Raw genomic sequence first — 12,907 nt, 5'->3', positions numbered from 1 at the left:
CGCAATTGCGCGCGAGCAGTGTGGGGCGGGTGCTTCGGCCTTCTACCGAGATCGTATGATGATCGACTGGTTAGTACAATCGAGCATTGCCCACCCCGATCTGCGGCGCGGCCTCGCGCCAACCGGGCTGCTGAGCCCAAGCGAGCAGCGCCGGCTCGCGGCTATGCCGATCGAGAAGCGCCGGCACGACTGGCTGCTCGGCCGCTGGACGGCCAAACGGCTGGTGCAGGCGTATATCGCGCAGCATAGCGGCGTGCAGATCCCACTCGAACAGATTGTGGTGACCAGCGCCCCCGACGGCGCGCCGCAGCTGCTCGCCGACGACTCGCACCGGCTCTCGGCGCTCTACAACCTGCAGGCGCTCTCGCTGTCGATCAGCCACTGCAACGGCCACGCTTTCTGCGCCCTGAGCGACGGCGGCCGTTTTCACGTCGGCGCCGACATCGAGCGGATCGAGCCGCGCGCCCCGGTGTTCGCCGAAGATTACTTCACCGCGCACGAGCTGGCGCAGCTGCACGCTGCCCCGCCCGCCACCCGCGACATCCTTGTGACGCTGATCTGGAGCGCGAAAGAAGCCGTGCTCAAGGCGCTGCGGCTGGGCCTCACCGTCGATACGCGCAGCGTGTCGATCACGCTTGGCCCGGCGCCAAGCGGCCGGCTGGCGTGGGCGCCGCTGACCGTGCAGGCTGCGCCGGCCGCCGGCCCGCTCGAGGGGTGGTGGCAGGTGGTAGGCGACTACGTGCTGACGCTGGCGCAGACGCGCGCGCCCTGACAAAATCAAACAAGCATCGCCATACCGAGGCACAGCGCGCGGCATGGCGGCGACGGAGCTACAGCCCTATGGAAATGGAAGATTATGTGCGCAAGCTGCGCGATCGGAAGGCGATTGCGGCCGGTTCGGAGAAAGACCGCGACTCGCAGCATAAGAAAGGGCGCCTGACCGCCCGCGAGCGGATCGACACCTTGTTCGACCCCGGCACCTTCACCGAGATCGACACGCTGGTGACGCCGCGCTACGACAGCTACATGGGCGGCAAGCAATCGCGCTATGGCGATGGCGTTGTTACCGGCTTCGGCCTGGTGAACGGCCGCCGTGTCTTTGCCGCCGCCCAGGACGCCGCGGTGATGGGCGGCTCGCTCGGCGAGATGCACGCCAACAAGATCGTCAAGGCCATGCGCATGGCCCTGCAGTACGGCTGCCCGTTCATCGCCATGAACGACAGCGGCGGCGCGCGCATCCAGGAGGGCGTCGATAGCCTGGGCGGCTACGCCCGGATTTTCGACGCCAACTGCGAGGCATCGGGCGTCATCCCGCAGATCTCGGTGATCCTCGGCCCATGCGCCGGCGGCGCGGTATACTCGCCCGCGCTCACCGACTTTGTGTTCATGACCGAGAACAGCTATATGTTCATCACCGGGCCGAATGTGGTCAAGGCCGTGATGCAGGAGGACGTGAGCCAGGAAGAGCTTGGCGGCGGCCTGGTGCACAGCAAAGAGAGCGGCGTGAGCCACTTCCTGGCCAAAGACGACCACCAGTGCCTCGCGAGCGTGCGCGACCTGCTGAGCTACCTGCCATCGAACAACCAGGACGACCCGCCCTACGTCCCGCCTACCGACGACCCCGATCGGCGCTGCCCCGAGCTTGAAGAGCTGGTGCCGACCGACTCGCACAAGCCCTACGACGTGCGCCAGGTGATCGCCAGCGTCGTCGACGACGGGCGCTTCCTCGAGGTGCACGCGCTGTGGGCCGAGAACATGGTCGTGGGCTTCGCGCGCCTGAACGGCTGGGTGGTCGGCATTGTCGCTAACCAGCCCATGGTGCTGGCCGGCACTGTCGATATCAAGGCCTCGATCAAGGCCACCCACTTCATCCGCATCTGCGATGCCTATAACATCCCGATCATCACGCTGCAAGACGTTCCTGGCTTCCTGCCCGGCACCAACCAGGAGTACGGCGGCATCATTCGCAACGGCGCGCGCATGATCTACGCCTACAGCGAGGCCACCGTGCCCAAGCTGATGCTGATCCTGCGCAAGAGCTACGGCGGCGCCTACTGCGTGATGAGCAGCAAGGGCCTGCGCGGCGACCTGCTCTACGCCTGGCCGAATGCCGAGATCGCCGTGATGGGCGCCGAGGGCGCGGTGAACATCCTGTTCCAGGGCGAAGTGAAGGCCGCCCCGAACCCGACCGCGCGGCGCAAGGAGCTGGTGGCCGACTACGAAGAGCGCTTCAATAACCCGTACGTGGCCGCCGCGCGCGGCCTGATCGACGACGTGATCGAGCCGCGCGACAGCCGGCGCATCCTGATCCGCGCGCTCGAGCTGACGCTCTCGAAGCGCGAGCGGCACGTTCCCAAGAAGCACGGGATTTCGCCCATGTAGAGCCAGGAGCCAAGAGCTAAGAGCCAAGCGCCGCCTGGGCGGCCGGCTCTTAGCTCTAGCGGAGAAGATGATGTTCAAAAAGATCTTAATCGCAAACCGTGGCGAGATCGCTGTGCGGATCATCCGTACCTGCCGCGACCTGGGGATTGCGTCGGTGGCGCTCTACGACGAGACCGACGCCGGCTCGCTGCACGTGCGCCTGGCCGACGAGTGCGTGCCGCTGACCTCGAGCCTGGGGTATGTCGACCAGGACGAGGTGATCGCGATCGCGCGCAAGACCGGCGCCGAGGCGATCCACCCCGGCTACGGCTTTTTGTCGGAGCAGCCGGCGTTTATGCGCGCCTGCGAGGCTGCCGGCCTGGTGTTCGTCGGCCCGCCGGTTGAGCTTGTCGAGCTGGTGAAGAACAAGATCGCTATGCTCGACCGGGTGGCCGAGGCCGGGTTCGCCACGCCGCCGCACTCGTCGGTGGCCTTCGACGCTACCGATCTGGACGCGATCAGCGCCGAGGCCGCGCGGCTTGGCTACCCGGTGATCATCAAATCGTGCAGCGGCGGGCGCGGCCATGGCACACGCGTGGTGCGCGCGCCCGAGCTGCTCGCCGAGGCGCTGCGCCAGGCCGGCGCCGGCAGCAAGGCCGTATTTCGCGATCAGCGCGTGTACCTCGAGGCCGCCATCCTGCCGTCGCACTATGTCGAGGTGCAGGTGCTGGGCGACCGCCAGGGCCACCTGATCCACCTCGGCGAGCGCGATAGCTCGATCCAGCGCAACAACCAGAAGATCATCACCGAGTCGCCCGCGCCATACCTGACACCCGCGCAGCGCGAGGGCATCTGGGGCCAGGCGCTGCAGATCGCGCGGCTGTTCGGCTGCTACAGCGCCTGCTCGGTTGAGTTCGTGCTCGATCGCGATGGCCGGACCTACTTCACCGAGATCAAGCCGCGCATCCAGGTCGAGCACTCGGTCACCGAGATGGTCGCGTCGGTCGATATTGTGCGGGCGCAGCTGCGCACCGCCTGGGGCGACCCGCTGACGATCGGCCAGGGCGACGTGCTGCTGCGCGGCTCGGCGATGCAGTGCCGCATCCGCGCCGAAGACCCGCTCAACAACTTCTTGCCCAGCCCCGGCACGATCGGGCTGCTGCGCCAGCCAGGCGGGCCGAATGTGCGCGTCGATACCTACGCCTACAGCGGCTGCGATATCCCGCTGCGCTACGAGCCCATGTTCGCCAAGCTGATCGTGTGGGGCCGCGACCGCGCCGATTGCCTCAACCGCATGCGCCGCGCGATCGAGGAAACATTTATCACCGGTATTCAGACCAACCTGCCGCTGGTGCAGAGCATCTTCAACGACCCGCACTTCGAGCAGGGGACGTATACCACCGAGTTCCGGCGCTCGCTGCCGGGCGCTTCGACCGACCCCGCCGAGCTGCGCGACCTGGCGGTGATCGCGGCGGTAACGCAGGCGCTGCGCGCCGGCGCGGCTCAGCCGACCATGCCGGTGCGGCTTGGCTCGGGCTGGCACCGCTCGAGCCGCCGCCTGCCAAGCTGATGGCACAAGAAAGAACAGACCAATGAGCAGAATACAGGTAACGATCGACGATGCTACTTTTGAGGTGGACGTGCAGCTTGGCGGGCCGGGCCAGGCGACCGTGATCGTCGATGGCCAGGCACTCGATGTGGCGTTTACGCGCCCCCAGAACGACGAGCCAGTCGAGTGGATGCGCGTCGATGGGCGCTCGTACGAGATCGTGCTCGATCGGCAGATGCACTGGGTGCGCTCGGCGCGCCGCCTGCACCGGCTGGCTGTGCACGACGCCGAGGTGCAGGCGGCGCGCCCGGCCGGCGGCGATGGGCGTGTCAAGGCTCCGATCCCCGGCTCCATCGCGCGCGTGCTGGTCGAGCCAGGCGCCCAGGTGCAGGCCGGCCAGCCGCTGCTGGTGCTCGAGGCCATGAAGATGGAAAACCAGATCAACGCGCCGCGCGCCGGCACGGTCGAGCGCGTGAATGTCGTGGTTGGCCAGAGCGTGGCGCTGGGCGTCGTGCTGCTCGAGATCGCCTGAGCGCCGGCTGGCTCGGGCGGGCGCGCGGGGCGGGCATTTTGCCCGCCCCGCGCTATTCCGGCGGCGTGCGTAGGCACTTGGTTAGCCCGGCGTCACGGATTGGATCACCCTCGAACAGCTCCTTTCATTCAGTTACGGGCCTGCGTCGCCTATGCTAGGCCCACGGCATGAAAGGAGACTCAAATGGCCGGCACTATCTTGAAATGGCTGAAATGGTCGATCGCGCTGCTGCGCCACGTCGCCGAAATGCACCCTGGTACGATCACCTTTGGTGTGAGCGCGCCACCCGCTGAGCTGCCCCGGCATCCCGCTCGCGCGCCGGAACCAGGCCCCGCGCCGCGTGGCGCCACGCCGCCGCAGGCCAGCATGGCGCCGCCCGCGCGCCGCCGCTCGTCGAGCGCTAATACCACAACCGGCTGATCACTGGCTGTATATGGGGGTTCGGGGGCGGCGAAGCTGCCCGCGAAATTTCTTTTGCGATGCCCTGCCCGGCGCAGCCGAGCAGGGCATCGCAATTTGTGTGCTACGGCGTACGCGGCGCTGCCGCAGGCAGCCTCCAGCCGCGACGCGGGCGCTACAGATAGTGCAGCTGCTTGGCGCTGGCCATCAGCTGCTCGCGGAAATCGGGGTGCGCGATGTCGATCAGCGCGCGCGTGCGCCGCGCCAGCGTGCAGCCATGCAGCTGGGCCACGCCGTACTCGGTGATCACATAATGCACGTCGTAGCGGCTGGTCACAACCCCGGCGCCCTGGTCGAGGGTCGGCACGATCCGCGAGAGCTTCCCGCCCATGGCGGTAGACGGCAGCGCCACAATCGGCACGCCCGCCTCCGAGCGCGCCGCGCCGCGCATGAAATCGACCTGCCCGCCCGCGCCGCTGTAGAACTGCGAGCCGATGCTGTCGGCGCATACCTGGCCGGTCAGGTCGATCTGCAGCGCCGAGTTGATCGCGACCATGCGCTTGTGCTGCGCGATCACAAATGGGTCGTTGATGTAGTCGGTCGGGTGCAGCTCGACCATCGCGTTGTTGTGCACCCAGTCGAACAGGTGGCGGGTGCCGAGCAGAAAGCCGGCGACTAATTTGCCGCGGTGCAGCGTCTTGGCCTCGCCGTCGATCACCCCGGCCTCGACCAAGTCGACGATCCCGTCGGAGAATAGCTCGGAGTGGATGCCCAGGTGGCGCTTGTGCGAGAGGTAGCGCAGCACCGCGTCGGGGATAGCGCCGATGCCCAGCTGCAGCGTGGCGCCGTCGGGGATCAAGTCGGCGATGTGCTGGCCGATGCGCTCGGCGATCGGGTTGCTTTCGCCCTGCGGCAGCTCGGGCAGCGGCCGGTCGGTCTCGACGCAGGCGCTGATGCGCGAGATATGGATGAAGCTATCGCCGAGCGTGCGCGGCATCTGCGCGTTCACCTCGGCGATCACCGTGCGGGCGAGCTGGGCCGCCGGCAGGGTGCAGCCCACCTCGACGCCGAACGAGCAGAAGCCGTGCTGGTCGGGCGGCGACACCTGGATCAGCGCTACGTCGATCGGCAGCATGCCCGATCGAAAGAGCCCTGGGATATCGGAAAGAAAGATCGGCGTGAAGTCGGCGCGGTTTTCGTGCACCGCGCGGCGCACATTCGGGCCAATGAACAGGGCATTGTGCCGAAACGCGCCAGCGAACTCCGGCGAGGCGGTCGGGTCGTCGCCGGCGGTAAGGATATGCAGGATCTCGACATCGCGCAGCGCGGGCGCGCGCTCGACCAGGGCATGCAGCAGCGTGCTGGGCACGCCGCAGCCGCCGCCAATATAGACGCGCTGGCCCGAGTGAACCAGGCTCAGCGCTTCGGCGGGTGACATCATGCGGGGAAGCATACCGGAAACGTGGCTCATAGCAGCTCTCGTTGTGTCGCAGAACCGGATGCCGGCTCGAGCGCTGCCGCCACATGCGGCGACGCGGCCTCGCCGTGCAGCAGGCCCACGCCCTGTGCCAGGGAGGGCGACGCGATCATGGCGCGCTCGATCCCGGCGTTTGCAATCTGAAGAATAAATGGCAGAAGTGCGTTGTTCAGCGCGTGCGCAGCAGTGCGCGCCACCGCGCTCGGAATATTCGGCACGGCGTAGTGCAGCACGCCCTCGGCGAGGAACGTCGGGTCGCGGTGCGTGGTGGGCCGGCTGGTTGCTACGCAGCCGCCCTGGGTGATCGCTACGTCGATGATCACGCTGCGCGGCTTCATGAGCTTCACCTGCTCTTGGCGCACCAGCACCGGCGATCGCGTTCCCGGCACGTGTACCGCGCCGATGAGCACATCGGCGAATGGCAGCACGTGCTCGATCGCGCTCTCGGTGCAAAGCCGGGTGGTTACGTGGCCCCGGCAGATCCGCTCGCAGTTGCGCAGCCGCTCGATGTCGCGGTCGAGCACGGTGGTGTGCACGCCCCAGGCGCTCAGGCCATAGGCCGCGTTCACGCCCACGGTGCCCGCGCCGATAATCGCTACCTCGGCCGAGGGCACGCCGGGCGTTGGCGCCAGCAGCGTGCCGCGCCCGCCGCCGGGCGTTTCAAGCAGCCGCCCGGCCAGCTGCGGCAGCAGCCGCCCGGCGATCTCGCTCATGGGCATGAGCACAGGCAGCACGCCATCCTCGCGGATGAGCTCGTAGCTGAGCGTGGTGACTCTCGCGGCTGCCAGCGAGGCGAGCGTGCGGCGCCGCATCACCGAAAGGCCCAGAAAGCCACACAGGAGCTGGCCTGGCCGCAGCCAGCCGATCGATGCCTCGGAGATGCCGTCGACCGTCACCAGTAGGTCGCCACGGGCAATCGCTTCGTTCGCGCCGTACACCAGCTGCGCGCCAACCGCGCTGTAGGCTGAGTCGGCAAAACCTGCGCCCTCGCCCGCTCCACTGGCGACATACACCATGTGGCCGGCGCGAATGAGCACCTGCACGCCAGCCGGCGTCAGGGCCACGCGCAGCTCGTCGTTGAGGCATGCTCGTGGGATCGCGATATGCATACGGCCGCTCCCTGTGCTTGCAACACGGATGATCGCCTCATCCGTTGGCAGCATAGCACGGCCGCCGCGCCGCGCGGGGGAATGAGTCGTTACACCAGGTTGCTATTTCAGCACGAACGCGGCGCCGCAGGGCCGCCGATCGCCGTTTTTGCGCGTCTCGGCAACGATTTCGCGGGCGTATTCGTCTGGAATGGTTGTGAAAGGCCGCGGGCGCGCCGCCCGTATGCCATCAAGCAAACTGGGTAGAAGCGAGGAACATCACATGCGCAACTACGTGTTTTCAACCATGCTGCTCGCCTGCGCGCTGATGCTCGGGTTTGCCGGGAGCGCCCACGCTGCCGGCCAGGGCGGCTTCGGCGTGTTCGTGCCGGTCGCCATCAAGGCCCCCGGCCAGGCGCCGCCGCCCGCCGCCAGCGGCGCCACCTGGCTGCCCTACTGGGCGCAGGACGGCGGGCTGCTCTCGACCTACGGCGCCAGCGCGGCCGTCGACAGCCTTGGCGGCGTTCATATGGTCTATGGCGTGCTGAGCGACCTGCAGCGCGCCGATGGGCTGGCGGTGTATGCGTACTGCCCGGCCAGCTGCGCCAGCAAGGCCGCGTGGTCGTTTCTGCACTTTGGCGCGGCCAGCGAGGTGCGGCTGCAGCTCGACCCGGCGGGCCGGACGCGCGTGCTCATGCTGGTGGCCGGCCCGACGGTGGGGATGGGCCAGCGCGTGCGCTACCAGTACGCCAGCTGCGACGCCGGCTGCACCAGCCCGGCCGGCTGGCAGGTGAGCGACCTGATCGCGCCGATCGAGAGCATCGCCGGCTTTGGCGCGCGCCAGCACAACAACAACCGCTTTTTCGCGCTCGACGCGCAGGGCCGCCCGGCGCTGGTGTACCAGGACTTCACGAGCGGCCACGTCGGCACCTACTACCTGGCCTGCACCGCCGCCGACCCGGCCGCCTGCCACGATACGGCTAGCTGGGGCGAGGCGCTGGTGGCCGACACCATGGCGAACATCCCGTCGCTGGCGTTTGACGCCGCGGGCCGGCCGCGCATCGCGCTGCAGGAGACCAACGGCAGCGCCAGCACGCTCTGGTTCGAGCAGTGCGACCAGAGCTGCACCAGCGATGGCGGCTGGTCGGCCGTGCAGATCGCCGACACCAGCGCTCACGCGAATTTCCGCATCAGCATGCGCGTCGGGCCGCAGGGCCGCGCGCAGATCGCGCTGTACTCGGGTTTCTACAACCCCGCGAGCAGCCCATTCGCCGACGGCCGGCTGTACTACCTGTGGTGCGACAGCGCCTGCGCCGACCAGGCGCAGAGCTGGAGTGGCATCGACCTGGGGCTGCCCGACATGGCCGGCGAGGACGTAGACATGGCGCTCGACGGGCAGGGCCGGCCGCGCATGGCCTTCACCAGCCACGATCAGGGGCTGGGGCTGGCCTGGTGCGACGGCGGCTGCGAGAGCGGCGCGGCCTGGCAGAGCCGGCTGGCGGACCCCAGCGGGGCGCTCGCCGACGACTTCGACGTGCTGCCGGCGCGGCGCTGTACCGTCTCGACGTGGTTCACCGGCGTGCGGCCGAGCCTGGCGCTTGACGCGCAGGGCCACCCGCGCATCGGCTACGATGCCCAGCACTACTGGTACGGCAGCGAGATCGACGGCCAGCACCGCCCATGCAACATCAAGGATGTGAACGTCACGCGGGTGGCGCTGGTGAGCCAGCCGTAGCGTGGCCAGGGCCACCCTGCCGTGGGCTGCCCAGCAGGCTAATAGCTAGAAGCTGACCCTGCGGGGTGAGCGTGGAGCGCACTCTGCGCTCCACGCTCAATCTTTATAGGGGTCGACCACGTCGGCGCCGGCCATGCACACAATCAGTGGCGTCAGCACGGTTTCGACGGCGATTGTGCCGGCGTGGGCCGCCAGGACATCGGGCAGGCGCCGGTACACGTGCGGCGACTCGTCGAGCCCGCCGCCGCGCAAGATCACGCCTTCGCGATCCAGCCACGCCTGCATCATCTCGGGCGATACCGCGCCCGCCGCGACGCGCACCGGCCGCTTTTTCCCGCTGGCCGGGTCGCGCTCCCAGCGCACCTTGCCGGCGGCCTGGGTGCGGCTCATCACCCGGCCGGCGCCGTGCACGGTGCTGTACAGCGCCGCTCGCGCCTCGGGCGTATCCTCGCCGTGCAGGATCACCGACACGTCGCCCATCGAGCCGCCGACCGCCCCGCGCTGGCCGGGAAAGGCCGGCGTCGCGCCCTTGCGCACCACGATCAGCTCCTGGCCGCCGTGCTGCTCGCGCCAGGCGAAGTTGTGGTGGTTGTGCACGGTGTCGAGCGCCCGCGCCCCCAGCAGGCCGAGCACCTGGCCGACAACCAGCTCGCGCCCGGCGTAGGCGTAGCGCCCGGCCAGGTTCATGGCCTCCCAGTAGAACTGGCCGAGGTCGTCGCGCAGCGAGATCACGGTCGGCGCCTGGTCCATCGACTCGCTGGGCGCCTTGGCGTCGAATGCGCGCCCGGCCGCGAGGTTGAGAAAGCCCGACGCAGTGCGGTGGCCGAAGCCGCGCGAGCCGAAGTGCGCCATTACCCAGACGTGGCCGTCCGCGTCGGCCAGCAGGTCGACAAAATGATTGCCCGAGCCGATCGTGCCGAGCTGCGCGCGCGCCAGGCTCTGCAGGGCGCTCAGCTCGGGCTCGCGCCAGAGCGGGTCGTCGAACAGCGGATGATCGACGTTCGCGCCCGATACCCGGCCGACGCCAAAGGCGAGCGTTTGGGCCAGCGTGTCGGCGAGCACGCCCAGCGACGGGGCCAGATCCGCGCGCTGCAAATCCGTCTTGACGGCCATGATGCCGCAGGAGATATCGTAGCCCACGCCCGAGGGCGAGACGGCCTCGCGATACGCGACCACGCCGCCGATCGGCTGCGAGTAGCCTTTATGGTTGTCGGCCATCAGCGCCGTAGCCGCGACCGGGCCGGTGGCGCGCACGCGCTGCATCTGCACGAGCGTTGGCGCGTCGGCCGCGCCGAACACCGGGATGCCGTTCACCAATTCCATGCGCGATTCTTTCTGCGGCGGGCGAGCCGGCGAGCGTGCGCCACGCCTGGCGGCAGGCCCAGCTCGGCGTGGGAATAGGGAGGCCGGGGCATCGCCCAGAAACACAAAATCCCACGTTCGCAGGCAGGTACGCCAGGGAACGTGGGATCTTGCTCACGTGGTGGGCGATACTGGGCTCGAACCAGTGACCTCAGCGATGTCAACGCTGCGCTCTAGCCAACTGAGCTAATCGCCCGCGCCGGTAATAGTAGCATTCAGGCTATTTCCTGTCAAGCTTGGAATACCACGCGAGCGTACAACCTATGCTATAATCTAGCCCACGCAACTCGTACAAACGTACGGCAGCATACCACTCGGCGCCCGGCCAGCGGCGCATGCCAGATGCACATAAGGAGTCCGACTCGCATGAAACTATCGTGCCTGCAAGAGAACCTCAAGCGCGGCCTGGCGATCGTCGGCCATGCCGTGGCGGGGAAGAGCACGCTGCCGGTGCTGTCGAATATTCTGCTGGCCAGCGACGACGGCCGGCTGAAGCTGGCCGCTACAAACCTCGAGATCGGCATCACCTGCTGGATCGGCGCGAAGATCGAAGACGAGGGCGCGGTGACTGTGCCGGCCAAGCTGCTCTCGGATGTAGTCAGCGGCCTGCCGAACGACAAGATCTCGCTGGTGCTCGACCAGCGCACCCAGACGGTCGGGCTCAAGTGCGCGCGCTACGAGGCCAGCATCAAGGGCATCGAGGCCGACGAGTTCCCGGTGATCCCGACGATCTCCGACGCCGAGCCGACGGCGTCGTTCCCGCCGGCGCTGCTGCGCGAGGCGATCGACCAGGTGGCCTTCGCCGCCGCCAGCGACGACACCCGCCCGGTGCTGGCGGGCGTGCTGATGCGCCTGCGTGGCAAGGCGGCCACCTTCGCCGCCGCCGACGGTTTTCGCCTGGCGCTGCGCACGATCGAGCTGCCCGAGCCAGTGGCCGACCCGATCGAGGTGATCATCCCGGCGCGCGCGCTGCTCGAGCTGAGCCGGATCATCGGCGACGCCGAGAGCAATGTCGAGGTGACGATTACTCCGAGCGGCGGGCAGGTGCTGTTCCACACCGAGAGCACCGACCTGGTATCGCGGCTGATCGAGGGGCGCTACCCCGATATCGAGCGGATCATCCCCAGCAGCCACGCCACGCGTACGGTGCTCGAGACGCAAGAGCTGGCCAAGGCGGTGAAGCTGGCCTCGTTCTTCGCAACCGCATCCTCGAATATCGTCCGCCTCACGTTTGAGTCGGGCGGCGAGCTGAGCCCCGGCAAGCTGGTCATCAGCGCCAACGCCGCCGAGGTGGGCGACAACAAGGGCGAGCTCGACGGTATGGTGCACGGCAGCGGCGGCCAGATCGCGCTGAACGTGCGCTTCCTCAGCGAGGCGCTGGCGGCGATCAAGACGCCGCAGATCGCGATCGAGACGCAGACGGCCCAGAATCCCGGCGTGTTCAAGCCGGTGGGCGCCGACGGCTACCTGCATATCGTGATGCCCATGACGGTGCGCTAGCACCCAGCCTGTCCGCTCACCCTGCTCGGCGGCGCGCATGCACGAGCCGGCGGCCTGCGGCGGCGAGAGACATGGGCTGGTAGCAATCCCCGCCTGTGAACGCGCTGGCGAATGGGTTGCTCGGGTCGAGCAGCCACAGGTAGGTTGTCAGCGCGTGCTCGCACGGCCAGCTCGCGCGCACCTCGGGCAGCGGGCTGATCGGGCTACCGTCCTGATCGACCTGGGTATAGAGCCAGTTTAGCGCCTTTGGCACGATGTCGGCGGTATTCCACACGCGCTGGCTCAGCGGCACCATGGTGTTGAAATAGCTGGCGAACTGCTCGTCGCCCAGCGCGGGCGAGGCCAGCGTGTACAGGCTGGTCAGCGGCGTCAGGTCGGGGTTCTCGTCGAGCGCCAGCAGCGCGTACATGGTCGCGAGCGCGCCGCCGAGGCTGTGGCCCACGATCGTCACCACCGGCAGCTCCACGCCGGCGAGCGCCGGCAGGCCGAGCAGGTCGAGCGGCCGGCCAGTGGCATCAAGCGCCTCCATGCTCGCGAACAGCTCGTAGAAGCCGTACTCGACCATACCGGCGGCGGGGATGGGCGCAAACTCAACTGGCCACAGCTCAAAGTCGTCGAACCACTCGGTGAAATCGGCAGTGCCGCGTATCGCCACGACGATCTGGTTCGGCGAGCTGATGCCGCGCGCGACAAAGCCGTAAAAGCGCCGCTCGCCGCTGACAAATGTGTCGAGCGCCGACAGGTACGCCACGATCGTTGTATCGGTGGTGGCCTCAAAACCGTCGGGCGCGGGCGGCGTGAGGTTGCCGGGGTCGCCCGAATGCTCGAGCGCTTCGAACATCAGGTAGGCATACTCGACAAACACGCCATAGCGCGCCGCCGCAGCCGGATCGAAATCGGTCAT

The 12,907-nt window shown here is 68.1% G+C and carries 11 protein-coding genes and 1 tRNA gene; 7 read left to right on the top strand and 5 right to left on the bottom strand.

The genetic code is table 11. The features are described from left to right. Positions 1–55: 55 nt before the first annotated feature. The 5 genes from U0177_RS03750 (at position 56) to U0177_RS03730 (ending at position 4,862) form a co-directional block, all read left to right on the top strand. Positions 56–772 (top strand): 4'-phosphopantetheinyl transferase family protein, encoded by a 717-nt coding sequence (locus U0177_RS03750; RefSeq protein ID WP_409569251.1) that lies wholly within the window; start codon positions 56–58, stop codon positions 770–772. A 74-nt stretch (positions 773–846) separates the two neighbouring features. Continuing rightward, the gene (locus U0177_RS03745) at positions 847–2,382 is read left to right on the top strand and encodes an acyl-CoA carboxylase subunit beta (RefSeq protein WP_409569454.1); all 1,536 of its coding nucleotides are present in this window, start codon (positions 847–849) and stop codon (positions 2,380–2,382) included. Positions 2,383–2,449: 67 nt separating this feature from the next. Next, positions 2,450–3,931, top strand: coding sequence for an acetyl/propionyl/methylcrotonyl-CoA carboxylase subunit alpha (locus U0177_RS03740; protein WP_409569250.1), 1,482 nt, complete (start codon positions 2,450–2,452; stop codon positions 3,929–3,931). A gap of 22 nt (positions 3,932–3,953) precedes the next feature. Continuing rightward, positions 3,954–4,442: a biotin/lipoyl-containing protein gene (locus U0177_RS03735; RefSeq protein WP_409569249.1), complete on the top strand. Its 489-nt coding sequence runs from the start codon at positions 3,954–3,956 to the stop codon at positions 4,440–4,442. A 183-nt stretch (positions 4,443–4,625) separates the two neighbouring features. Then, positions 4,626–4,862, top strand: a complete 237-nt coding sequence (locus U0177_RS03730) for a hypothetical protein (protein WP_409569248.1) — start codon at positions 4,626–4,628, stop codon at positions 4,860–4,862. A gap of 154 nt (positions 4,863–5,016) precedes the next feature. On the opposite strand, the gene U0177_RS03725 is transcribed toward U0177_RS03730, so the two are convergent. Further along, on the bottom strand, positions 5,017–6,312 hold the full coding sequence (locus U0177_RS03725; RefSeq protein WP_409569247.1) for an acetyl-CoA hydrolase/transferase family protein: 1,296 nt from the start codon (positions 6,310–6,312) through the stop codon (positions 5,017–5,019). Further along, entirely contained in the window at positions 6,309–7,427 is a 1,119-nt protein-coding gene (locus U0177_RS03720; protein ID WP_409569246.1) for an alanine dehydrogenase, read from the bottom strand. Before U0177_RS03720 ends, U0177_RS03725 begins: the two co-directional genes overlap by 4 nt. Before the next feature lie 262 nt (positions 7,428–7,689). Between U0177_RS03720 and U0177_RS03715 the strand changes: the two genes are divergently transcribed. After that, on the top strand, positions 7,690–9,141 hold the full coding sequence (locus U0177_RS03715) for a hypothetical protein (RefSeq protein ID WP_409569245.1): 1,452 nt from the start codon (positions 7,690–7,692) through the stop codon (positions 9,139–9,141). A 96-nt stretch (positions 9,142–9,237) separates the two neighbouring features. Here U0177_RS03715 and U0177_RS03710 read toward each other — a convergent pair whose 3' ends face one another. Together U0177_RS03710 and U0177_RS03705 are read right to left on the bottom strand one after the other, a co-directional pair. Then, entirely contained in the window at positions 9,238–10,464 is a 1,227-nt protein-coding gene (locus U0177_RS03710; protein ID WP_409569244.1) for an RtcB family protein, read from the bottom strand. A gap of 158 nt (positions 10,465–10,622) precedes the next feature. Then, positions 10,623–10,699 (bottom strand) — tRNA-Val (locus U0177_RS03705). Positions 10,700–10,869: 170 nt separating this feature from the next. Between U0177_RS03705 and dnaN the strand changes: the two genes are divergently transcribed. Continuing rightward, positions 10,870–12,003: a DNA polymerase III subunit beta gene (dnaN, locus tag U0177_RS03700; protein WP_409569243.1), complete on the top strand. Its 1,134-nt coding sequence runs from the start codon at positions 10,870–10,872 to the stop codon at positions 12,001–12,003. Positions 12,004–12,019: 16 nt separating this feature from the next. On the opposite strand, the gene U0177_RS03695 is transcribed toward dnaN, so the two are convergent. Next, the gene (locus tag U0177_RS03695; protein WP_409569242.1) at positions 12,020–12,907 is read right to left on the bottom strand and encodes a lipase family protein; all 888 of its coding nucleotides are present in this window, start codon (positions 12,905–12,907) and stop codon (positions 12,020–12,022) included.

Source organism: Kouleothrix sp., from assembly GCF_046328425.1.
GTDB lineage: Bacteria > Chloroflexota > Chloroflexia > Chloroflexales > Roseiflexaceae > Kouleothrix.
Note: the sequence above shows the minus strand (reverse complement) of the source record. Positions and strands in the feature narration are given on the sequence as shown.